A 22,502-nucleotide genomic window follows, 5' to 3' on the forward strand; every position below is an offset into this window, starting at 1 on the left:
AACCCGGTTGCGGCCGTCATGCCTTGGTATGCACGATCACCGGACCCGCAACCGCGGTGGCTTGGCCGACCAGCAATGGACCGAGATTGTCATCGATCCAGGCCAGCGCACGGCGGTTGGCTTCCTCGGCGCCGGCAAAATTGTTGAAGACGCTGATCGCGGTGACCGTGTCGTCGCCGGCATAGACGACGTAGTAGGCCATGAAGCCTTCGACATCGCTGATGATCGGAATCGCGCCTTCCTTGATCCGGCGCGCGAGTTCTTCGGCGCTACCAGACTTCGCCTTGGCGTGACGGATGGCGGCATACATGCGTTCCTCCTTCCGGCTGGATCGATCGGGCTGCGCTTCGCGCATGCGCGATGGTACGCCCGAAGGGGCGGAGATGCCATCGGGATTGCGGACCGATCAGCTGAAGCGCCTGGTCACGACGGCCGTGCGGCGGTCGGGGAGCTTCGGTAGCCGCGCCACATCCGCGCGCGTTGTGATGGTTTTTGGGCCGGGGGCGGGCGCCTGCTCCTGTTGCTGCAGAAATAGCGTGGCCTCGAACAGCACGCCGGGGGCCTGCTTGGCGGTGCCCGAGCACACCGCGCGATTGCCGCTGAAGGTGCCGGTCAGCTGCGCCTCGACCTCGTCGTATCCGAAGACGGTGGTGAACGGGCCGTCGGCATATCTGTGCGTCGTCAGCACCGCCGTGAAGCGGTCCTCATCGAGCTGATAGGATCCGCCATAGGTGAACATGGCGTCGCCGCCTGAGATCCTGCCGTTTGCCAGATGGACTATTCCAGTGCCTTCGCCACGCGGCGTGCGAAACCACGCCGCATATTGACCGTCTCTTTGCATGAGCGTCACGAATTGCAAACCCTGCGTTGCCGTCTAGCTACGTTGCAAGCGTCGGGACTGCTACTGCGGGTTGCTGCAACGGTTAACGAACCGAGAAAGCAATCGTGCGACTTGCGCGAAGCGGTACCGGACTGGTGCGCGACGAGCGCGCGAGTGCATTCGACCGGTCACAAGAATGCCACGGCCCTCGCCAGGGGAGCTAGCGAGGGCCGTGTTGGTACGCCGCGCCGCGCCTAGGTTCGCGACGAGGTGTGGGAGCTCGTAAGAGACTTACTCAGCCATGTCGTTAGAAGGGCAAGAGCACGTCGAGAACCTGCTGGCCATAGCGCGGCTGTTGCACGTCCGTGATCTGGCCGCGGCCGCCATAGGCGATGCGGGCCTGGGCGATCTTCGAGGAATCGATGGTGTTGTCGCTCTGGATGTCTTCCGGGCGCACGATACCGGCGACGATCAGCTCGCGGATTTCATAGTTGACGCGGATCTCCTGCTTGCCTTCGACCACAAGGTTTCCGTTCGGGAGAATCTGGGTGACGACGGCGGCGACGCTGGTCTGCAAGGCTTCCTGGCGATTCACCGAGCCCTTGCCGTCGCTCGAGGCCGTCGAGTCGGCGGTCAGGATGCGGCCGGGCAGGATCTTGTTCGCTTGCGTGATGGTCTGCGAGCCCAGGAAGTTGGTGACCCCGGAATCCTCGGTGTTGCTCCGGCTGCGCTGGGTCTCGTTGGCGATCGCGGCCTTGTCGGTGAAGTTCACCGTGACGGTCAGGATGTCGCCGACGCGTGCTGCGCGCTGGTCCTTGAAGAAAGCGCGCGAGCCGCTGCGCCACAGCGAGTTGGGGCTGTAGGAGGCGACCTCGGGCTTCGGCATCGGCATCTGCACCGGCTTGTAGCCGGGCTGCGCCGTCGGGTTCTCGATCTCCGTCAGCTTCGGCTTCTCACCGATTTGGGAGAGACGGTCGATCGACGAGCAACCGCTGGCGATCGTTCCGAGTGCGAGCAGCGCACCGGTCAGGATGAGGCGGTTGATGCGGTACTGGGACATGAACTTTACTCGGCGTTTGGTGCGACTGAACTCAGCTTGACGGGAGCGGAAGTTGAAGAGGCGGTGTCGGCGCCCGGCGCGGCGCGCGGGGACGCGACCGAGATCGAAACCTCGCCGCGCCCGGTGACGACGCCGGCGACGGCGCGCTTGGACTGCAAATTCATCACGTTGACGACGTCGCCCTCGGCGCCGCCGTCCATCGCCTTGCCGCGGATCGTGAGGTAGAGACCGGAGGTGCGGTAGACCAGCGTGACGTTCTGGTCGCGGGTGACGAGATCGGGTTTTGCCATGTCGGCTGTACGCAGCGCCTGGCCGGCACGGATCTGGCGGCGCATCTGCATGCCGACGGCGCTGTCGCGCACGGCCGCGTCGTTGCCGATTTCGGCTTTCGGACGGCGCTCGACCACCACGTCGGAGGCTTTAAGCACGTCGCCGCGTTCGACATTGCGCGTCAGCACGGCGGCCTCGATGGTTTCGATCGCGGTGCCGGTGAGGCGCAGCTTGTACGGCGCCGCGCCGGCTTCGTTGCTGACCTCGAAGGTGACGTCGAAACGCGTCGAGCGCGGGTCGTAGCGCACGGCGATGGGCTGCATCGCGCCGGTGTTGGTTGCCTCGAGCCTGATATCGCCGGGATCACGGTCGAAGGTGAGTGCGATATTGCCGGCCCTGCCGAGCCCATGGCGGCCCTCCAGCGCGCGCGACAGCTGCTGCTCGATCTCCTTGCTGTCGATAGTGCGCGCGAGCCGCGTGACGGTGATCTCCTTCAGCTCGCGGGTATCGACGCCGATCACCTGGTGGGTGCGCAGCACATTCAGCACTTGCGCCACCGGCAGCGTGCCCGTGGTGCCGAGATCGGGCGCGCGGTAGATCGCGATGCTGCCGGCGCTGCCGGCGTTGTCGATGAGGTCGCCGACCCGCACGATGTCGTCCGCGACCGTGACGCTGGCGCGCAGCGTCGGCACCGCGATGGTCTCGCCGCGGACTTGCGCTGTGGCCGGTACCACTGTCACCGCGAGGAGCGCGGCTGCGATCAGGAATGAGCGGGCGATCATCGACATCATCCTCAGCGGAACAGGTTGGAGGTCGACTGCATCATCTGGTCGGCCGCGGAGACCACCTTCGAGTTCATCTCATAGGCGCGCTGCGCGGCGATCAGGTCGGAGATTTCCGAGACCACCTCGACATTGGCCTGTTCGAGGTTGCTCTGCTGCATGTCGCCATAGCCGTCGGTGTTGGCGATGCCGTCCTGCGGCTGGCCGGAGGCCGGCGTTTCCTGGAACAGGTTGTCGCCGATCGGCATCAGGCCGGCCTTGTTGATGAAGCGGGTCAGGCCGATCTGGCCGATGTTGGTCGACGCGGTCTGGCCCGGCAGCGTCACCGAGACCTGGCCCTGCGCATTGATGGTGAGGCCGGAGGCGTTCTGCGGGATCGTGATCGTCGGCTGCACGAGGTTGCCCTGCGCGTTGACGATGCGGCCCTGATTGTCCATCTGGAACGAGCCGTCGCGGGTGTAGGTGAAGGTGCCGTCCGGCATCAGGATCTTGAAGAAGCCTTCGCCGCGGATCGCGATGTCGAGATCGTTGCCGGTCGGCGACAGCGTGCCCTGGGTCATCATCCGCGGCGTACCGACGGTCTTGACGCCGCCGCCGAGGTCGATGCCCATCGGCATGATGGTGTTCTGGTCGGAGGCCTGCGCGCCAACCCGGCGCACGTGGTCGTAGATCAGGTCCTGGAACGCGGCGCGTTGCTTCTTGTAGCCGGTGGTACGCAGGTTCGCGATGTTGTTGGAGATCACCTGAACGCTGAGTTCCTGTGCCGCCATTCCGGTCGCTGCAGTATAAAGTGCACGCATCGGTCAGTCCCCCGGATCAGGTCGGCACGTCGGCGAGCTTCTCGATCGCCGATTTGTGCAGGTCGCTCTGCTGCTGGAGCAGCGAGGCGATTTGGGTGTAGGTCCGCGTGATCTCGATCATGCGGCTCATCTCGACGACGGAATTGACGTTCGACTTCTCGATGAAGCCCTGGCGGATCTGCGCCTTGGTGTCCGGCTGCGGCGTCGCGCCTTCGCCCGGCACATAGAGGTTGGAGCCTTCCTTCAGCAGGCGCTGGGCCTGCGCGAACGAGACCAGGCGCAGCTTGCCGCGGATCGAGTCGAGCCGGGACGTGCCCTCGAGCACGCTGACATTGCCGTCGGGAGCGATGTTGACGTCGTGATCGGTCTGCTGGAACGTGATCGGGCCGGCGGTGCCGAGCACCTGGTAGCCCGAGGCGGTGACCAGCTGGCCGCGATTGTTGATCGCGAGGTTGCCGTCGCGGGTGTAGCGCTCGCCGCCCGGCGTCTGCACCACCAGGAACGCGTTGCCGTCGATCGCGACGTCGAGCGGGTTCTTGGTCTCTTCGGTTGGGCCCTGCGAGAAGTCGTGGAAGGTCGCGCGGTCCTGCACGAAGGAGACGCGGCGGTCGGGGGACGCGAAATTGTCCTCATGCGCGTTCGAGGACAGATATTCCTGGAACAGCGACCGGTCGGCCTTGTAGCCGTTGGTGTTCATGTTCGCGATGTTGTTGGAAACGACATCCATCTGCCGTTCCAGCACCATCTGCTTCGATAGTCCGACCAGAAGCGTATTCTGCATCGGTGGTTCTCCCCTGTGAGGTGATCCGATGCGAAAGGTTCTCCCAAACCTTCACGCCGGACCGTCGGTAACCATTGGGTTCTCCCAAACCCGCCAGTTACGTCGTCCTCTCAGCGAAACCCGTGCCAACTTGAAATACGTAGATATTTGAATTGGTTAAGTGTTTTTCAGGGCGCCGTGCCGGGCGGCAGAAAGGTCTTGTTGACCATGTTTGCCCGGCAGTTTTTTCCTAGTTGAAGGTAAATCCTAATCTTCCGTTAACCATTATGACCCCAGTGTTGCCGGCATTGGGGCGCGTGTGCGCCGGCGGCCTTTGTATCGCGTCTTGAAGCCAAAGCTGGGGCAAATCGCGTTCGCATCCTTCAAGTCGAAGCGGGCGGACGATGGCGGACGAGGAAAAGACGGAAGGCGGCGAGGGCGCGGCCGCTCCGAAGAAGGGCAAGCTCAAGCTGATCATTGCCGTCGTCGGCTTCCTCGTCGTGCTCGGCGCGGGCGCGGGCGGATGGTTCTTCTTCATGCGCGGTCACGGCGAGGAGCAGCACGCCGAAGCGCCACCGCCGAAGCCGCCGAGCTTCGTCGACGTGCCCGACATGCTGGTCAATCTGGTCGGCGCGCCCGGCGAGCGGGTGCAATATCTCAAGCTGAAACTCGTGCTCGAGATCAAGGAAGAGAAGCAGGTCGAGGCGATCAAGCCGGCGCTGCCGCGCGTCACCGACCTGTTCCAGACCTATATGCGCGAGCTGCGCCCGAGCGATCTCAACGGCTCGGCCGGCCTGTTCCGTCTCAAGGAAGAGCTGACCAAGCGCGTCAACCTCGCGCTGGCGCCCAACCAGGTGAGCGCGGTGCTGTTCAAGGAAGTCGTGATCCAGTGACGGGGCGGATGTAAAGCCATGGCCGGCAACGACCAGATGGACCAGGACGCCATTGCGGCCCAGTGGGAAGCCTCGCTCGATTCCGAGGATCCCGCGGCAGCCGCGGCGGAAGCTGCCAAGAACGAGCTCACCGAGAACATGGCGCTGCAATGGGCGGCCATGGTCGAGGACGGCAGCCGCGACTTCGGCGGCAAGAACACCAACGGCGAGCGCGTGCTGTCGCAGGAGGAGATCGACAATCTCCTCGGCTTCACGGTCGGCGACGTCAGCCTCGACGATCATTCCGGCATCCGCGCCATCATCGATTCGGCGATGGTGTCCTATGAGCGTCTGCCGATGCTCGAAATCGTGTTCGACCGCCTGGTGCGGTTGATGACGACGTCGTTGCGCAATTTCACCTCCGACAACGTCGAAGTCTCGCTCGACCGCATCACCTCGGTGCGCTTCGGCGACTACATGAACTCGATCCCGCTGCCGGCGGTGCTCTCGGTGTTCAAGGCGGAGGAGTGGGAGAATTTCGGCCTCGCCATGGTCGACTCCAACCTGATCTATTCGATGATCGACGTGCTGCTCGGCGGCCGCCGCGGCCAGACCCAGCTCAAGATCGAGGGCCGGCCCTACACCACGATCGAGACCAACCTCGTGAAGCGGCTGGTCGAGGTGGTGCTGTCGGATGCCGAGCAGGCGTTCCGGCCGCTGTCGCCGGTGACCTTCACGATCGACCGGCTCGAGACCAACCCGCGCTTTGCCGCGATCAGCCGCCCGGCCAACGCCGCGATCCTGGTGCGCCTGCGCATCGACATGGAAGACCGCGGCGGCAATGTCGAATTGCTGCTGCCCTACGCCACCATCGAACCGATCCGCAACGTGCTGTTGCAGATGTTCATGGGCGAGAAGTTCGGCCGCGATCCGATCTGGGAAGGCCATTTTGCCACCGAAGTGGCGCAGGCCGAGATTGCGGTCGATGCGGTGCTGTACGAGGCCGATATCCCGCTCAAGGAGCTGATGAAGCTCAAGGTCGGCGACACGTTGCCGCTGGACATCCGCTCCGACGCGCTGGTCTCGGTCCGTTGCGGCAACGTCACCCTGACGGAAGGCCGCATGGGCCGCGTCGGCGACCGTGTCGCGATCCGCGTCACCAAGAATTTGCGTAAACCCCAAACCACCTTCGCGATGTTCGAGAAGGCGGACGAGCGGACCAAGATGATGGAGGCACCATGAGTCATGTGCTTGGACTAGCAATCGAGAGTCTGGTGGCCGTGCTGCTGATGCTGACGATCGGCTATTGCTGGCTGCTCAACAAGCGCCTGCAGCGGCTGAAGGCGGACGAGCATTCGCTGAAGGCGACGATCGCCGAATTGATCACCGCGACCGAGATCGCCGAACGGGCGATCGGCGGGTTGAAGCACGCGGTGCGCGACGTCAACGAGAACCTCGGCAACCAGCTCGACGCGGCGACGCTGATGTCGGCGCAGCTGAAGAACCAGTTGGCGGAAGGCGATGGCGTGGTGCGCCGCCTGTCCAAGATCGCGCTGGCGGCGCGGCCGGCGGAGCCCGCGTACGCGCCGGCACCGGCAGCTGCGCCCGCCGCGCCGGTGGCGCAGCCGCCCAGGGTTTCGGCCGCGCGCGCGGTTGCCGCGGCGGCTGAAGCCTTCACCGAGCGCAGGAGGGCCGGCGGCCTCGCTGCATGAAGTTGCTTCGTGACATCAGAGTGATGCCCGTGGTGCTGGTTGCGATCTTCGGCCTGATGGTGCTGAAGGTCGCGGGCCTCGTGCTCGATGGCGGTTACGTGTTTGCCGAGGACGCGCCGCCGGCTGGCCCCTCTTGGGCGCAGCAGAATTTCAACTTCCCTGGCGCGCCCAAGGCGGTTGCCGACAGCAAGATCAAGGCCGATCCCGGCGACATTACGGGATCCGTCGAGGGCAAGGACGCGAAGAAGGACGAGGCACCGAAACCGGCCGCACCGGCCGCGGAGGCGCCCAAGCCCGACGGCGTGGTGGTGAATATGGATGCGCCGCCGCCGGTGTCGGCGTCGGAGCGCGCGATTCTGGAGCGGTTGCAGTCGCGCCGCCAGGAGCTCGAAACGCGCGCCCGCGAGGTCGAGATCCGCGAAAGCCTGTTGAAGGCTGCGGAGAAGCGCATCGAGGCCAAGGTCGAGGAGGCCAAGGCCAATGATGCCAAGGCGAACGCCGATGCGGCGGCCAAGGTCGAAGCCGACGCCGCCCGCTTCAAGGGCATCGTCACCATGTACGAGAACATGAAGCCGAAGGACGCCGCAAAGGTGTTCGATCGGCTGGAGATGACCGTGCTCTACCAGATCGCCTCGCAGATCCAGCCGCGCAAGATGTCGGACATCCTCGGCTTGATGCAGCCCGAGGCCGCCGAACGGCTCACCGTCGAACTCGCGCGCCGCGCCGGCGGCGACAAGTCGGCCTCGACCGACGAGCTTCCCAAGATCGAAGGCAAGATGCTCGCCCCGAAGACGAATTGACGGAACGCGTTGGCCTCAGAGGCCAACCTTCGGTGGGTTGCACCCACGAGCCATGTGACGCGCTTTCGCAAACGTCGGCGATAGCCGCAGCGCCGAAGTTTCGATCGTCCAGCGCCGCTTCGACATAAGCGGTTTGCTGCTCAAGTGTTTTCCAATGATCCTGGATGTCGAATCTCGCCGTATTGAGCCGCAGCTTGAACTGCCCAGTTTCCGCGAGCCGTTCCAATGTGATGGCAAGTGTTCTTTAACCATACCACAAACACGTTCGACTGGCGGATTACCGCAGGGCCGAAAGCGGCTCCGAAACCAGCTGCGTAGCTCAGTGAAACAATCCATTGACGTTAACAGCTCCTTAACGCCGCCCGATCCAAGATCGGGATGCGTGGGCGAGGGCGCTTCGCGCTGGTATGGCTGAGGTCCCGAGAAGACGTTTCGAGATGGCGCGAACGGCTGCCGCTGAAACTTGGTCGCTAGGCCGTGCCTGGGCGCGGACCGCGCGTCTGTGCCTGCTCGCCACCGGCCTTGTCCTCACAACCGTCACATATCCAGCCACGGTGTCGGCCCAAGACCTGTCGCCGGTGCCGGGCGAGGCGACATTCGCGGCCGCGAACGGCTATGCCAGGCTGGTGCTGAAGCTGAAGGAGGATGTCGAGTCGGAGGTCACGACCGCCGGCTCGATCATCGTGATCCGCTTCAAGCGTCCGGTCGATATCCCCGTCGAGAAGCTGTCGGATGCCGTGCCCGACTATGTCGGCGCCGCGCGCCGCGACCCCGACGGTTCGGCGATCCGCCTGTCGCTGGCGCGCCGCGTCACCATCAACACCATGACCGCCGGCGAGCGCATCTTCGTCGACTTCCTGCCCGACGGCTGGACCGGCCCGCCGCCGTCGCTGCCGCAGGACGTGATCCGCGAGCTGGCGGAGCGTGCCCGTGCCGCCGAGCGTCTGTTGCGCATCCAGCGTGCGGCCGATGCCGCCAAGAAGAAGCCGCCGATCCGGGTTCGTGCGCTGGTGCAGCCCACCTTCGTCCGTTTCGTGTTCGAGGTCCCCGACGGGGTCAGCGTCTCCTCGGTGCTGAACGAGCAGAAGCTGACGCTGTCCTTCAACTCGGTCCTCAGCTTCGACCTGGCCGATGCCAAGGTCGCCGGTCCCCCGAACGTCGCGTCGATCAGCTCGCGCGCCGACACGGATACCTCGGCGGTCGACGTGACGCTGATTGGCGATGTCGACGTGCATTCGTTCCGCGACGAGAAGAACTACATCGTCGATGTCGCCTTTCAGCAGGCCGAGCAGCAGCAGGCGGCGAAGCCTTCGCTGAGCGCATTGTTGCCGACGTCGCGCGGCAAGCCGAAGGGTCCGGCTGCGGCCGCGCCGGTGACATCGGAGAACATCGCGCAGCAAGCCAAGATCGAGATCAAGTCCGAGCCGCCCAAGTCCGAGCCGCCCAAGTCCGAGCAGCCCAAGTCCGAGCAGCCCAAGTCCGAGCAACCCAAGACAGAGCAATCCAAGGCGGAGCCGGCCAAATCCGAACAGCCAACGGCGGAACAGGTAAAGTCTGAGCAGGTGCAGTCCGAGCCGGTCAAACCCGAACGGGCCGGGACTGAGCAACCGGCGCCCGCGCCCGCCAAATCGGAACAGCCGAGATCCGAGCTGCCCAACTCGGAGCTGCCGAAGATCGCCGCGGCGCCGCCGGCCGAGGTCGAGAAGGCCGCTGCACCGGCTGCGCCGCGCGAGGGCAGCGCTGCGCCGGAACCGAGCGACGCGCCAAAGCCTGCGCCCGCTGCCGCGGCCGCGCAGGCCATCGAGGCGCAGAAGCCAGCGGCGGCGCCATCACCGCCTGCCGAGGCCCGCGCCGGCGCCAAGTCTGCTGCCAGTTCCGCGGTCGAAGCCCAGCGCGACAGCGACGGGCTGCGGGTGACGTTCTCATTCCCCGGCGCGACGCCGGCGGCACTGTTCCGTCGCGCCGACACGGTATGGATGGTGTTCGACACGCCTGAGGCGATCGACGTCGATCCGATCCGCGCCAAAGCCGGCTCGCTGATATCAGACGTCAGCCGGATCGCGCTGGAGAAGGGGCAGGCGGTGCGCTTCCGCCTCAACCGGCCGCAGATGCCATCGCTCGAGAGCGACGACCGCTCGCGCGGCGTGAGCTGGACGCTGACCTTCGCCGACCGGGTGCAGAAGCCGCCGCTGCCGCTCAGTGTGGTGCGCAACATCAGCGAGCCCTCGCTCGCCAATGTCAGCGTGCCGCTCGCCAATCCCGGCCAGCTCCACAGGCTGATCGATCCCGACGCGGGCGATACGCTCTGGGTCGTGACCGCGCCGCCGCCGACCCGCGGTATCATCAAGCGGCAGGACTTTGTCGAGCTCTCATTGCTGGAATCGATTCACGGCGTCGTGGTTCATCCGAACGCCGACGACGTCAAGGCGGAGGTCGGCGCCGACAAGGTGACGCTGGGCCGGCCCGGCGGCCTGACGCTGTCGTCGGCCGACGTCGCCGCCGAGCGCGCGACCGCGGCGGTGAAGCCGTTGTTCGATCCGGACGAGTGGCGCAAGAACCAGTCGGAGAATTTCCTCAAGCAGCTCGACGGGTTGATTACGGCGGCCTCGACGGCCAATGCCGAGCAGCTGCCGCAGGCGCGGCTCGATCTCGCCGATTTCTACATGGCGCGCGGCATGTACCAGGAAGCCCATGGTGTCGCCAATCTGATGCTGTCCGAAAGCAAGCGCGGCAGCGAGGCGGCGTCGGTGGTCATGGTGCATGCGGTTGCCAGCATCCTGATCGGGCACCCGGCGCAGGGGCTCAAGGACCTCGCCAATCCCGTGATCGGCAATGGCTACGATTCCCAATTGTGGAAGGGGCTGGCCTTTGCCCGCGAGGGCAAATGGCCCGAGGCGCGCGAGAAATTCAAGAACGCCGAATTCGCGGTTGCGACGCTGCCGCCCGATCTGCAGCGTATCGTCACCCTGGATTCGATGAAGGCCTCGCTCGAGGTCAAGGACTATGCCGGCGCCGCACGGCGCAAGAGCGATCTCGACGTGGTCGGCGTTCCCGACGCGCTCAAGCCCGCGGTTGCGGTGCTGCGCGGCCGGCTCGCCGAAGCGCTCGGGCAGGAGAAGGATGCGCTCGACGCCTACCGCTTCGCCGCCGGTTCCGCCGACCGTCAGGCCGCCGCCGAAGGCAGGCTGCTGGAGACGCTGCTGCGGCAGAAGCGCGGCGAGATCGGCCGCGACGATGTGCTGAAGGAGCTCGAGCTCTTGTCGATGCTGTGGCGCGGCGACAATATCGAGCTGAAGACGCTGTACGTGCTGTCGAAGATCTATGCCGAGACCGCGCGCTATGCCGATGCCTTCGCGGTGACCCGTGCGGCGACCCGGCTGCAGCCGAACGCGCCGGAATCGCGCCAGGCGCAGGATGCCGCCTCGGCGTTGTTCGTGCAGCTCTATCTCGGCCCGAAGGGCGACGAGATGGCGCCGATCGATGCGCTCGGCACCTTCTACGACTATCGCGAGCTGACGCCGATCGGCCGCCGCGGCGACGAGATGATCCGCCGTCTCGCCGACCGTCTGGTCGGCGTCGATCTGCTCGACCAAGCCGCCGACCTCCTGCAATACCAGGTCGACAAGCGGCTCGAAGGCGCAGCGCGCGCCCAGGTCGCCGCGCGGCTTGCGATGGTCTATCTGATGAACCGCAAGCCGGACCGCGCCATCGGCGCGCTGCGCTCGACCCGGATCGCCGATCTCTCCGGCGAACTGCGCCAGCAGCGGCTGCTGCTCGAGGCGCGCGCGCAGAGCGACGTCGGCCGGCACGACCTCGCGCTCGACATCATCTCGAACATCACCGGGCGCGAGGCGATCCGGCTGCGTTCGGACATCTATTGGGCGTCGCGGCACTGGCGCGAGGCGTCCGAGCAGATCGAGCTCTATTACGGCGACCGCTGGCGCGATTTCACCCCGCTCAACCCGAGTGAGAAGGCCGACGTCATCCGCGCCGTGGTCGGCTACGCGCTCGCCGAGGATGCCATCGGGCTGTCCCGGTTCCGCGAAAAGTACGCGCCGCTGATGTCCGGCGATGCCGACAGGCTGGCGTTCGACGCGGCCAGCAAGCCGGTCGCGACCTCGAGCGCCGAATTCGCCCAGATCGCGCGGATGGCCGCCAGCGTCGACACGCTCGACGGCTTCATCCGCGAGATGAAGACCCGCTTCCCCGACGCCACCGCCCGCGCGCCGCTGCCCGATCCGGTCACCACCGGATCGCTGCCGGACAAGCCGAAGGCCGCGCCGGTCAGCACGCTGCCGGTCATCAAGGGCGAGCGCCGCGCCGGCGTGACGCCGTAGCGGCACGGGCCGTTACGGGCCGGGAGTCACCCACGCGGTCGAAATGATGCCCTTGTCGTCGAGCGCGATGCGCCAGTGCGCGGCGCCGTTCGCCTGCCTGACGCTATAGACGTCTTCGCCTTGCTCGCCGACACCGAGAAAGCGGATTGCCTGGATCGTGCCGAGGTCCGCGAGGGGCTGAAGCCACGTCATCTGCTTGCGGGTCGCCGCCGCCAGCGCCGGGCTCATCTCATTGTAGTTGGGATTCCCTGAGGCGATCCCATCGATCAGGCGGTGCAGCGCAGCCTCGGTTCTAGGATTGGCCGACTGGTTCTTGACGCGCTCCGCCGTTTGATCGGCGATCTTCCGAGCCGCCGCGGCATCGATACGCGCCATCGCAATATCGGTGCCGTTCTGATGGAGAACCAGCGAGGTGGCTCGTCCGTCCGGTCCGACGACGAAGCTGACCTGCGCGTCGACAATCCTGGCGAAGAATTCGGACGCGCTCGCCGCAAAGAACCGCACCGAGCGCTGTCCGGTCAGTTGCATCACCAGATGATGTCCGTCGGGTGTCACCGTGAACACGGCGCGGTCGTTGAGCTTGTAGAAGCCGGCATAATTGTCGAGCACGGCTGAAGCCACCGCGATCTCCTGCCGCGCGGCGGTCGGCGGTGATTCCGCAGTGAAGTCGGCAGCCTGGGTCGGCGTGCGCGGCGGTCCGGCGGCCTGTATCCGCGCCGCCAGCGTGTTCCAGTCGCGCTGTCCGAACAATTTGGCGGTCAGCTCCAAGCTGTCGCTGTGGGTGAGGGGGATCGATTTGGCGGCGAGCGCTTCGCGCAGCGTCTGCGCCATGGCCTTGGCATCACGAAAGTCGCGCATGGGATCAACCTTTGCATCGACGAACGGAAAGCGTCAGGGGCTTGCGTTGCTGACCCGTTCGTGCGGGCAAAGGAAGCCTGAAACCTGGCTTGATACGTTTACCATCCCCGGGCGGGGTGCAAGCGGCGGGTGGTATCGACCCAGCCCGATGTTCGCCGGGGACCCGCAATTTGTCAATTGCAACAGCCCGTGATCGGGTGCGTCCTCTCGACATCCCGCTGCCAAATCGGCAACCATGGCTGATATCGCCAGCCGGGAGGACGTCGTCACATGAGCAAGCCGATCAAGACCGAAGCCGAACTCATCGCGATGGCGCGGGCCGAGTTGAAAGTCCATGCCGACTGCCCCGACGGCATCGACATCTCCGTGCTGCGCGACGGCGACAGCTGGGAATTCCGCGCCAGCGCCAACGAGGCCACGGTGGCGCGGCCCGGCTACCCCGAATGCGTCGCGATGCTGGTGCAGATCGGCGATCACCTCAGCAGGCAGTATGACGTGAAGGGTTAGCGGCGGCCGCGAACCGGGGAGAGCGATGGACCGCATCGACGCCATGAAGGTCTTCGTCGCGGCGGTCGACGAGGGCAGCCTTGCCGGTGCGGGGCGGAAACTGCGGCGCTCGCCGGCGGCGGTCAGCCGGGCGATCGCGTTCCTCGAGCATCATGTCGGCGCCGAGCTGCTTCATCGTACCACGCGGTCGCTGAAGCTGAGTGAGGCCGGCCAGCGTTACGCGGCGGCGTGCCGGCGCATCCTCAGCGAGCTCGAGGAGGCCGACATCTCGGCCGGCGGCGAGCGGTCGGCGCCGCGCGGCACGCTGACCATCACCGCACCGGTCGTCGTCGGCGAGGACGTGCTGCGGCCGCTGCTCGACGCCTTCGTGGCCGAACATCCGGCGGTGTCGGTGCGGCTCGCGATGCTTGATCGCACCGTCAATCTGATCGACGAAGGCATCGACGTTGCACTGCGCATCGCCCATCTCGCCGATTCCAGTTTCATCGCGATCAAGCTCGGCGAGGTGCGGCGCGTGATCGCGGCATCGCCGGGCTATCTCGTGCAGCATCCCGTGATCGGCGAGCCGGCCGATCTCGCAAGGCACCAGATCATCGCGATGACGCATTTCGGGCTCGACTCCTGGAGCTTTCCGCCGGCCGCCAAGTCGAAGGTCGCGCGCGCGGTCCAGTTCGCGCCGCGGCTGGTCGTCAACACGGTGCGGGCGGCGGTCGCTTCGGCCAGCGAAGGGCACGGCGTCACCCGGCTGTTCTCGTATCATATCGCCGAGGAAATCCGTGACGGACGGCTGCAGATACTGCTCGCCGGCGACGAGCCTCCACCGTTGCCGGTGCATCTGCTGGCGCCGCAGGGGCGCTTCGACGTGCCCAAGGTACGCGCCTTCGTCGATTTCGCGACGCCGCGGCTGAAGCGCTATTTCGAGCGGCTGTCGCGCGAGGCCAGCCGGGCCAGTCGTTCGCGCCGCGGAAGAGTGTCTGCCGAATAGCGGGCATTCGCACGAAATGCGGATGTATCTAGCTTGCTCTCCATCGAGGCGGCGCTGTCGCAGCCTCATCAACAGATGGAGAGAGATCATGGGTGCAGAGCAGAAGGTTGCCATCATCACCGGCGCGTCGCAGGGCCTCGGCGAGGCCATCGTGAAGGGTTATCGCGACCGCAACTGGCGCGTCGTCGCCAACTCCCGCAGCATCAAGCCGTCGACCGACGTCGACGTTCTGACCGTTGCCGGCGACATCGGCGACCCGGAGGTTGCCGACCGCATCGTCAAGCAGGCGCTTGGGCGCTTCGGCCGCATCGACACGCTGGTCAACAATGCCGGCATCTTCGTCGCAAAGCCGTTCACCGACTACACCGACCAGGATTATGCGCAGGTGCTGGCGACCAACCTCAACGGCTTCTTCTACATCAGCCGGCGCGTCGCCAAGGAGATGGTGAAGCAGGGTTCGGGGCACATCGTGCAGATCACGACCAGCCTGGTCGACCATGCCAACAGCAACGTGCCCGCGGTGCTGGCGTCGCTGACCAAAGGCGGCCTGAATGCCGCCACCAAGTCGCTCGCGATCGAATATGCGGCGAGGGGCATCCGCGTGAACGCGGTGGCACCCGGCGTGATCAAGACGCCGATGCACGCCCCCGAGACCCATGATTTCCTTGCCCGACAGCATCCGGTCGGCCGCATGGGCGAGATGAAGGACATCGTCGATGCCGTGCTGTTCCTGGAAGGCGCGGGCTTCGTCACCGGCGAGATCCTGCATGTCGACGGCGGCCAAAGCGCCGGTCACTGAAACACGATCTCGATCGTGCCGTGCAAATCGTCACCTCTCCCGATCGGGAGAGGTGCGTCGTGATCGCTGCGAGCGATTGCAGCGATCGCAACTAATCATTTTTCATGAACGGCCGGAGGGCCTACTGCGATGTCCATGTCAGCCAATGTCGATCATGACCGGCGCCATCACGCCGCGCCGCATCTCGGTGCAGGCGGGCCGTTGTGGCTGTCCGCAGCCGCGGGACTGTGCGCCTCGCTGGTCGGGCTCGGGCTGGCGCGCTTTGCCTACACGCCGCTGATCCCGGCGCTGATTGCGGCCAAATGGTTCACGCCGGCGGAAGCCGTCTATCTCGGCGCAGCCAACCTTGCCGGCTATCTCGCCGGCGCGCTGATCGCCCGCGATCTCGGCGCACGCGTCGGTTCGGTGTGGGCGCTGCGCGGCATGATGGTGCTCGCTGCCGTCACCTGCTTTGCTTGCGCGGTGCCGATCTCCTTCATCTGGTTCTTCGGCTTCCGCTTCCTTGCCGGCATCTCGGGCGGCGTGATCATGGTGCTGGCGGCGACTGCGATCCTGCCGCACACCGCGCCAAGCAAGCGCGGCCTGATCGGCGGCGTGATCTTCGCCGGTGTTGGCCTCGGCGTCGCCGCGTCGGGCACGCTGGTGCCGTTGTTGCTGCTGCAGGGCGTCAAGCAGGCCTGGTACGGCCTTGGCTTGCTGTCGGCGGTGCTGACATTGATCAGCTGGAAGGCATGGCCCGCGGAAGTGCCTGCCCCGCATGCTGTGACGGAGCAGCCTGTTGTTGCGCATGGTGTGCGCTCGCCGCTGGTGATCGCGCTGTGCGTGGAATATGGCCTCAATGCGCTGGCGCTGGTGCCGCACATGGTGTTCCTGGTCGATTATGTCGCCCGCGGCCTCGGGCAGGGGATCGCGGCAGGATCGTATTATTGGGTGCTGTACGGCATCGGCGCGGTGATCGGCCCGCTGCTATCCGGACATCTCGCCGATCGCGCCGGCTTCGCCGCCGCGCTCCGCGCGGCGTTCCTGATCGAGGCGGTTGCGGTCGCGCTGCCCGCGGTGACGAATTCGCCCGCGGCGCTGATCGTGTCGAGCCTCATCGTCGGCTGCTTCACACCCGGCATCGTGCCGCTGGTGATCGGCCGCATTCACGAGCTGATCCCGCATTCCGCTGCGAGCCAGCGCTCGGCCTGGGCACAGGCGACCACGGCCTTCGCGCTGTTCCAGGCGGCGGGTGCCTATGGCCTGTCCTATTTGTTCGCGCAGAGCGGTGGCAACTATGCGCTGCTGTTCGTGATCGGCGCGGCCGGCGTGGCCGTCGCGCTGGCGATCGAACTGGTCAGCGTCGTCGTGCTGGGGCGCAAGCGGAGTTAGCCGCGCAGCGCTTTCGTCAGGATGGCGACGAGGCGATCCACGTCGGCCTCGTCGTTGAAGACGTGCGGCGAAATCCGCATCCGGCCGAGCCGCAGCGCGACGTGGATGTTCTCGGCGGCAAGCCGCGCGATCAGTTCCTTCGGAATGCCGCCGGCGATGCCGAGGCTCAGGATGTGCGGCGCACGCAGGCTGCGCGCCAGCAGATTGAGCCCGAGATCGCGCACCCCGTCGGTGATTCGCTCATTGAGCATCGCGAGCCGCGCGCTGACGGCGGCAGCGCCCCATTCCGCCATCATCTCCATGCCGATCGAGGCCATTTCGAGGGTGATGAAATGATCGCGCTCGCCCATGTCGTAGCGGCGGGCATTGTCGACATAGCCGAGGTCGCCGAAATAGACCGGGTTCTCGGAATTGACATCGCGGCGGCCGGCGGAGGTCTGCTCCAACGGCACGCCGTTCTGGTGACGTTTTGCAACGTAGAGGAAGGCGCGGCCGTAGGGACCGATCAGCCATTTGTAGGTCGGGAAGATCACGGCGTCGGGGTCGAGCTTTGTCACGTCCATCGACACGACGCCCGCGCTCTGCGTCGCGTCGATCACGAACATCGCGCCATGCCGCCGCAGTGCGGCTTGCACCTTGTCGACGTCAATGATGCCGCCGTCTGACCAGTGCACCGACGAGATCGAGGCGAGGCCGACCGGCGGCGCGCCCGCGCGGTCGATCGTTGCAAGCACCGCCGACGTCCAGTCGCCGTCGGCGGGTTGGCGCACGGTGTCGACGACGAAACCCTGCGCCTTGGCACGGGCAAGCCATTCCAGCACCGGTGAGGAGTGATCGTTCTCCAGTACGATGACGCGGGTGCCGCGCGGAATGCTCAGCGCCTTCGCCACCGTCGCGATGCCGTAGCTGATCGCCGGGATCAGCGCGACGTCATCAGGATCGGCATTGATCAGGCGTGCGGCCGCGGTGCGGGCCCGTTCATGCTGGCGGCCGGCGAAACCGGCATCGATCGTCCAGGGCTGGCCCTTGCGTCCGACTGCGGCGCGGCCGGCGTCGAGCGTCTTCAAGGGTAGCGGGCTGTAGGACGCGGAGTTCAGGTAGCAGACCTCGCGTGGGATCTGGAACAGATGGCGCTGGGAGGGAAGCATGTCGTCTCGTGGCTGGGGTTGCTGATGATGTCGCGACGCGCAGACGTGCGCGCGCTCATCCGTCGTACTGGTCCGGCCCCATCGCCCACGGCGCCTGGTCGTAGCCGTTGGCGAAGGTGCGATTGGTCTGTGCGGGATTTCGGTTGATCAGCGGCCGCAGATACATCGGATGGGTGGCGCTGCGCACCTCATGCTCGACGGTGAACAGGTGCCGGCCATTGGCGGGATCGACGATGTCGCAGAAGCGGTACTGGTATTGATTGTCCTCGCGGGACACGAGGTTGCGCTCGCGCAGCCGCTTGTAGGGGCCGGAGAAGTCCGTGATGTAGATCTGGACGTGATGGCCGTCGAACTCGCCCTGCGCCTGGTCGGTCTCGCGGAACTGCAGATACTGGTCCTTGCCGACTTTTGCGCGCGCGACGACACCGTCGCCGCTCATGACGCTGGCGGGGATGCCCATGATCTCGGGATAGAACCGGCTGATCGCCTCGGCGGTGCCGCGCGGCACGTCGAACTCGACATAGGGCATGCCGAGCGCGATGCGCCCGAACCGCCCGGCGTCCGGCTCAAAGCAGCGCAGCCGGTTGCCCCATGGGCAAATGGCCTCGACGTGATCGTTGTGCTCGCGATAGCCGAACGCGGTGCCTTCGAGCTTGGGCGCGACTGTAGCGAGCCGCTGCAGCAGGGCCTGCCGTCCGGCGATCACGATTGCCGTGTGGCCGCGCAGTACCTGCGGCCGGCCGCTCGGCAAATGAAACTGGCTGCGGCCGGCATTCACCCACATGTTGCTGTCGGAGACCATCAGATAGGGATCGCGGGTCAGCCCGATGCCGGCGACATAGAACAGCGTGGCGAGGCGCTGGTCCGGCACCTGCACGTTGACGTGTTCGAGATGGATGGCGTTGCCGAGGTCTTCTGCGGCGCGGTCGAATGGCTGCTGCACGGCGCGGCTCCCTGGATGCGGTGCGGCGCATGATAATGCAACGGCACGGCCGATCCAGCGATGAGGCCATGAATGTTTCGCGGGGCTACCCCCCGTAACTCTGCACCAGGCTGCCGGCGACCAGCGCCCAGCCGTCGACCAGCACGAAGAAGATCAGCTTGAACGGCAGCGAGACGACCACCGGCGGCAGCATCATCATGCCCATCGACATCAAGACCGAGGCGACCACGAGGTCGATGATCAGGAACGGCAGGAATAGGAGGAATCCGATCTCGAAGGCGCGCTTCAGCTCGGAGATCATGAAGGCCGGCACCAGGATGCGCAGCGACATCTCCTCGGGCGTCGCCGGCGGCGGCTCGCCGGAGAGGTCCATGAACAGCTTCAGATCCTTCTCGCGGACGTTCTTCTGCATGAAGCCGCGCAGCGGGACCGAGGCGCGCTGCAGCGCTTCCTCGACACCGATCTGGTTGGCGACCAGCGGCTTGATGCCGTCGTCATAGGATTTCTGCAGTACCGGGCCCATCACGAAGGCGGTGAGGAACATCGCAAGCGCGATCATCACCGAGTTCGGCGGCGCGGTCGCGGTGCCGAGCGCGGTGCGCAGCAGCGAGAGCACGACCACGATGCGCGTGAACGACGTCATCATGACCAGGATCGACGGCGCGATCGACAGCACCGTGAGCAGCGCGATCAGCTGGATCGCGCGCTCGGTCACGCCGCCATTGCCGCCGCCGAGATTGATGCTGATATCCTGCGCCATCGCCGGATCGGCGAAGGATCCGGCGGCGATCAGGACAGCGATGAAAAAAACTCTACGCGGGACTGCCCCGAACCTCACGAAGGATTCTTCGGTCGGCCGAGCAGCGATGCCATCTCGTCCTCGAGATTCTCAAAGCCGCTCTTCTGTCCGCCGGCGGGCGGGGCAGGCGGCTCGCTACGCGGCGCGCGGACCGGCGGCGCCTCGGGCGCAACCGGCGGTGCGACTGTCTCGCCTGCGCCGGTCGGGCGGCGCAGTGCCGCCTCGAGCCGCTGCGCCATCTCGGCCAGATTAGCATCGGCGTTCGATGCCGGCGGCACCGGCGGAGGCGCCTGGGTTGCGATCGGCGGCGGACCAGGGGGAGGCGGCGGCGCGACGGCGCGCTCGGGCGCGCGCGGCGGCGCCTTCGGCGGCTCGGCAGCGCGCGGCGGCCGCGGAATGACGGGTTCGGAGCGCGACGGCAGGCGCGGCGGCATCGGATCGGGCCGAGGTTCGCTGCGCTCGGCCGTGAAGCTCGTCAGCGGATCGTTGCGACGCTCGGCGATTGGCGGCGGAGGCCGGCGCAGCTCGTCGGCAAACGAGGGCCGTGCCTGACGCGGCGGCAGCTCCGGCTCGGGAAGGTCGAAATTGTCGGAACGGGCGGCTTCGCTCTCGTTCCAGGCGGCATCCGGAAGCGGCGCCACGCGCGGCGGCGCGGCATCGGCCGCGACGGCAGGACGAGTCGACGCCTGATCGCGCCCCGGCATTGCGCGGACGATATTCGGCTCGACGACGATGTCGGTCGGGCCACCGATCATCAGGAGATGCTCGATGTTGTCGCGGCGTACCAGCACCAGCCGGCGGCGGCCATCGACGGCAGCCGCGTCGATCACGGCCAGTCGCGGCATGCGTCCGCGGTTGGCGTTGGCCCCGAGGCGGTTTCCGGCGAAGCGGCGGACGAGCCATGCGGTGACGCCGATCAGCGCCAGCACGACAACGAATGCCAAGACGAATGTAATGACCTGCATATTGGAGTCCCCGGCCATCGTGGCCTTCCTCAGCTTCCGCCATCAACGAGCGCGGATTGATAGGTGCGGTTTGCGCAGCGAATCGCGCCCGAGATTCGCCTTATTTCTTAATTCCCAGCGGCTTGCAGCCGACTGTTCTATTAATAAACCAAGAATCGCTTGTCCCAAAACGACTTCTCAGCGCCCCATGCTGTCTTGGTTTGTGCTGGTTAACGCAGCATTCGTGGCGAAAATGCGCTCGCCGGCCGCAGTTGCGGCGTTCTCCACGGCTCCATCCGATATTTTAACCACCCGTTAACCATACACCGGGCAAATTCTGCCTACCTCGGAAGGCCCAAAGGCCACCCAAAGGTTAACGGAGCCGCGACGATGGCCATGAACGATCTTCCGATCCTGTCGGCGTTGCGCAGCAAGATGCAGTGGCACCAGGAGCGCCAGCGGGTGCTCGCCGAGAACATCTCCAATTCCGACACGCCGAACTTCCGGCCGCGCGACCTGGTCGAGCCGAAGTTCGACCGGGCCGGCGCCACGGTCGGCGGCGGCATGGGGACGCTGCCGATGATGCAGACCAGCGCCACCCACATGGCGGCGTCAGGTGCGCCGGACACATTCGACAATGATCGCGGCAAGAGCGGGTTCCAGACCCGCCCGGCCGGCAACGCGGTCAATCTCGAGGACCAGATGCTGAAAGTGTCGGCCAACCAGATGGACTACGCGGCCGTCACCTCGCTCTACAGCAAGAGCCTGCATCTGCTGAAGACCGCGATCGGCAAGGGTTAGGCCGCGTAACGGCGGCGGGAGGATCCCATGGCAGACGGAACAAGCGATTTCACCCGCTCGATGAGCATCGCGACCTCGGGCCTGCGCGCGCAGGCGGGGCGGATGCGGGTGATCTCGGAAAATATCGCCAATGCCGATTCGACGGCGCAGACCGCGGGCGGCGACCCCTACCGCCGCAAGGTGCCGACCTTCTCCTCGGCGCTCGATCGTTCGCTCGACGCCCAGGTCGTGACGCTCGGCCGCATCCGCCCCGACCAGTCGTCGTTCCGCATCAAGCACGAGCCGGGCAATCCGGCGGCGGACGCCTCTGGCAACGTCAAATATCCGAACGTCAATTCGATGGTCGAAATGACCGACATGCGCGACGCCCAGCGCTCCTACGAGGCGAACCTCAACATCATCAGCGCGACGCGGCGGATGATCCAGCGCACGCTCGACATCCTCAAGTCCTGACGCAACAAGAACAGGGAACGTAAATCATGGCTACACCGACCGTCGCCGCCAACGCCTACGCCAACCTCGCGAAACTGATGGAGCGCGGCGGTGTCGAGAAGGCCGGGCAGGCCGTCGCCGGCCCGTCCTTCAGCGCGCTGCTGAAAGACTCCGTCGGCAGCGTGCTGGAAGCGGGCAAGAAGTCCGACGCGCAGACCATGGCGATGGCCTCCGGCAAGGCGAATGTGATGGATGTAGTGACCGCGGTCGCCGACACCGACGTCGCGGTGTCGACGCTGGTCTCGGTGCGCGACCGCGTGATCCAGGCCTATGAAGACATCATGAAGATGCCGATCTGACGTCCGTCAGGACGTCATCCCGGGGCGATGCGCAGTAAGATTGCAAGAAGCGAGAACAACAATGACCGGCCCTGAAACTCTCGACGTGGCGCGCGATGCGATCTGGACCATCGTGCTGGTGTCGTCGCCCTTGATGGTGGTCGGCCTCGTGGTCGGCGTCGTGGTGTCGCTGTTCCAGGCGCTGACCCAGATCCAGGAACAGACGCTGGTCTTCGTGCCGAAGATTCTCGCGATCTTCGTCACATTGCTGCTGGCGCTGCCGTTCATGGCGGACGCGCTCAGTAGCCACATGATGCGGATTTCGTCGCGAATCATCGGCGGTTGATGCACTAATGCCGCGGTC

At 65.9% G+C, this 22,502-nt stretch carries 24 protein-coding genes; 13 read left to right on the top strand and 11 right to left on the bottom strand.

Annotated elements, in window-relative coordinates; translation table 11 throughout:
- Positions 1 to 16: 16 nt before the first annotated feature.
- From CO675_RS33030 to flgF, 6 genes are all read right to left on the bottom strand, one after another.
- Entirely contained in the window at positions 17 to 310 is a 294-nt protein-coding gene (locus CO675_RS33030; RefSeq protein ID WP_097676072.1) for an antibiotic biosynthesis monooxygenase, read from the bottom strand.
- 96 nt (positions 311 to 406) lie between these two features.
- Positions 407 to 841, bottom strand: a complete 435-nt coding sequence (locus CO675_RS33035) for a hypothetical protein (RefSeq protein WP_198964832.1) — start codon at positions 839 to 841, stop codon at positions 407 to 409.
- Between the two features lie 286 nt (positions 842 to 1,127).
- Complete coding sequence (flgH, locus tag CO675_RS33040; RefSeq protein WP_097675979.1) at positions 1,128 to 1,880, bottom strand: flagellar basal body L-ring protein FlgH; 753 nt, start codon at positions 1,878 to 1,880, stop codon at positions 1,128 to 1,130.
- Between the two features lie 5 nt (positions 1,881 to 1,885).
- Positions 1,886 to 2,941, bottom strand: coding sequence for a flagellar basal body P-ring formation chaperone FlgA (gene flgA, locus CO675_RS33045; RefSeq protein ID WP_097675981.1), 1,056 nt, complete (start codon positions 2,939 to 2,941; stop codon positions 1,886 to 1,888).
- A 2-nt stretch (positions 2,942 to 2,943) separates the two neighbouring features.
- A complete protein-coding gene (gene flgG / locus CO675_RS33050) occupies positions 2,944 to 3,732 on the bottom strand; it encodes a flagellar basal-body rod protein FlgG (protein ID WP_097675982.1) in 789 nt (262 codons plus the stop codon).
- 16 nt (positions 3,733 to 3,748) lie between these two features.
- A complete protein-coding gene (gene flgF, locus CO675_RS33055; protein WP_097675984.1) occupies positions 3,749 to 4,513 on the bottom strand; it encodes a flagellar basal-body rod protein FlgF in 765 nt (254 codons plus the stop codon).
- A gap of 383 nt (positions 4,514 to 4,896) precedes the next feature.
- Between flgF and fliL the strand changes: the two genes are divergently transcribed.
- The 5 genes from fliL to CO675_RS33080 all read left to right on the top strand — a co-directional run bounded on the left by fliL (position 4,897) and on the right by CO675_RS33080 (position 12,213).
- Entirely contained in the window at positions 4,897 to 5,385 is a 489-nt protein-coding gene (fliL, locus tag CO675_RS33060) for a flagellar basal body-associated protein FliL (RefSeq protein WP_097675985.1), read from the top strand.
- An 18-nt stretch (positions 5,386 to 5,403) separates the two neighbouring features.
- Positions 5,404 to 6,606 carry a flagellar motor switch protein FliM gene (gene fliM / locus CO675_RS33065; protein ID WP_092115408.1) on the top strand — a complete coding sequence of 401 codons (1,203 nt, stop codon included), beginning with the start codon at positions 5,404 to 5,406 and terminating at the stop codon, positions 6,604 to 6,606.
- Positions 6,603 to 7,076: a DUF6468 domain-containing protein gene (locus tag CO675_RS33070; RefSeq protein ID WP_097675986.1), complete on the top strand. Its 474-nt coding sequence runs from the start codon at positions 6,603 to 6,605 to the stop codon at positions 7,074 to 7,076. The genes fliM and CO675_RS33070 overlap by 4 nt, the downstream gene beginning before the upstream one ends.
- On the top strand, positions 7,073 to 7,876 hold the full coding sequence (locus CO675_RS33075; RefSeq protein WP_097675988.1) for a MotE family protein: 804 nt from the start codon (positions 7,073 to 7,075) through the stop codon (positions 7,874 to 7,876). Before CO675_RS33070 ends, CO675_RS33075 begins: the two co-directional genes overlap by 4 nt.
- Before the next feature lie 437 nt (positions 7,877 to 8,313).
- The gene (locus CO675_RS33080; protein ID WP_097675990.1) at positions 8,314 to 12,213 is read left to right on the top strand and encodes a hypothetical protein; all 3,900 of its coding nucleotides are present in this window, start codon (positions 8,314 to 8,316) and stop codon (positions 12,211 to 12,213) included.
- Positions 12,214 to 12,225: 12 nt separating this feature from the next.
- Here CO675_RS33080 and CO675_RS33085 read toward each other — a convergent pair whose 3' ends face one another.
- Entirely contained in the window at positions 12,226 to 13,071 is an 846-nt protein-coding gene (locus CO675_RS33085) for a glyoxalase superfamily protein (RefSeq protein ID WP_097675991.1), read from the bottom strand.
- Positions 13,072 to 13,341: 270 nt separating this feature from the next.
- On the opposite strand from CO675_RS33085, the gene CO675_RS33090 reads away from it, so the two are divergent.
- The 4 genes from CO675_RS33090 to CO675_RS33105 all read left to right on the top strand — a co-directional run bounded on the left by CO675_RS33090 (position 13,342) and on the right by CO675_RS33105 (position 16,733).
- Positions 13,342 to 13,578 (top strand): hypothetical protein, encoded by a 237-nt coding sequence (locus tag CO675_RS33090; RefSeq protein ID WP_097675992.1) that lies wholly within the window; start codon positions 13,342 to 13,344, stop codon positions 13,576 to 13,578.
- 25 nt (positions 13,579 to 13,603) lie between these two features.
- Positions 13,604 to 14,563, top strand: a complete 960-nt coding sequence (locus tag CO675_RS33095) for a LysR family transcriptional regulator (RefSeq protein ID WP_097675993.1) — start codon at positions 13,604 to 13,606, stop codon at positions 14,561 to 14,563.
- 88 nt (positions 14,564 to 14,651) lie between these two features.
- A complete protein-coding gene (locus CO675_RS33100; protein ID WP_097675994.1) occupies positions 14,652 to 15,362 on the top strand; it encodes an SDR family NAD(P)-dependent oxidoreductase in 711 nt (236 codons plus the stop codon).
- Between the two features lie 129 nt (positions 15,363 to 15,491).
- Positions 15,492 to 16,733: a YbfB/YjiJ family MFS transporter gene (locus CO675_RS33105; protein ID WP_245453029.1), complete on the top strand. Its 1,242-nt coding sequence runs from the start codon at positions 15,492 to 15,494 to the stop codon at positions 16,731 to 16,733.
- On the opposite strand, the gene CO675_RS33110 is transcribed toward CO675_RS33105, so the two are convergent.
- The 4 genes from CO675_RS33110 to CO675_RS33125 form a co-directional block, all read right to left on the bottom strand.
- Positions 16,730 to 17,881 (bottom strand): aminotransferase class V-fold PLP-dependent enzyme, encoded by a 1,152-nt coding sequence (locus CO675_RS33110; protein ID WP_097675995.1) that lies wholly within the window; start codon positions 17,879 to 17,881, stop codon positions 16,730 to 16,732. The genes CO675_RS33105 and CO675_RS33110 overlap by 4 nt on opposite strands.
- 55 nt (positions 17,882 to 17,936) lie before the next feature.
- On the bottom strand, positions 17,937 to 18,824 hold the full coding sequence (locus tag CO675_RS33115; RefSeq protein WP_097675996.1) for a hypothetical protein: 888 nt from the start codon (positions 18,822 to 18,824) through the stop codon (positions 17,937 to 17,939).
- Positions 18,825 to 18,909: 85 nt separating this feature from the next.
- Positions 18,910 to 19,662, bottom strand: a complete 753-nt coding sequence (fliP, locus tag CO675_RS33120) for a flagellar type III secretion system pore protein FliP (RefSeq protein WP_050631029.1) — start codon at positions 19,660 to 19,662, stop codon at positions 18,910 to 18,912.
- On the bottom strand, positions 19,659 to 20,588 hold the full coding sequence (locus CO675_RS33125; RefSeq protein WP_198964833.1) for a flagellar biosynthetic protein FliO: 930 nt from the start codon (positions 20,586 to 20,588) through the stop codon (positions 19,659 to 19,661). Before CO675_RS33125 ends, fliP begins: the two co-directional genes overlap by 4 nt.
- Before the next feature lie 369 nt (positions 20,589 to 20,957).
- On the opposite strand from CO675_RS33125, the gene flgB reads away from it, so the two are divergent.
- The 4 genes from flgB (at position 20,958) to fliQ (ending at position 22,484) form a co-directional block, all read left to right on the top strand.
- Positions 20,958 to 21,368 carry a flagellar basal body rod protein FlgB gene (gene flgB, locus CO675_RS33130; RefSeq protein ID WP_097675998.1) on the top strand — a complete coding sequence of 137 codons (411 nt, stop codon included), beginning with the start codon at positions 20,958 to 20,960 and terminating at the stop codon, positions 21,366 to 21,368.
- Positions 21,369 to 21,395: 27 nt separating this feature from the next.
- Positions 21,396 to 21,821 (top strand): flagellar basal body rod protein FlgC, encoded by a 426-nt coding sequence (flgC, locus tag CO675_RS33135; protein ID WP_097675999.1) that lies wholly within the window; start codon positions 21,396 to 21,398, stop codon positions 21,819 to 21,821.
- Positions 21,822 to 21,847: 26 nt separating this feature from the next.
- Positions 21,848 to 22,159: a flagellar hook-basal body complex protein FliE gene (fliE, locus tag CO675_RS33140; protein ID WP_092115393.1), complete on the top strand. Its 312-nt coding sequence runs from the start codon at positions 21,848 to 21,850 to the stop codon at positions 22,157 to 22,159.
- Between the two features lie 61 nt (positions 22,160 to 22,220).
- Positions 22,221 to 22,484 carry a flagellar biosynthesis protein FliQ gene (fliQ, locus tag CO675_RS33145; RefSeq protein WP_050401183.1) on the top strand — a complete coding sequence of 88 codons (264 nt, stop codon included), beginning with the start codon at positions 22,221 to 22,223 and terminating at the stop codon, positions 22,482 to 22,484.
- Positions 22,485 to 22,502 lie beyond the last annotated feature (18 nt).

Origin of the sequence: Bradyrhizobium sp. C9 (assembly GCF_002532045.1) — a bacterium.
Lineage (GTDB): Bacteria > Pseudomonadota > Alphaproteobacteria > Rhizobiales > Xanthobacteraceae > Bradyrhizobium.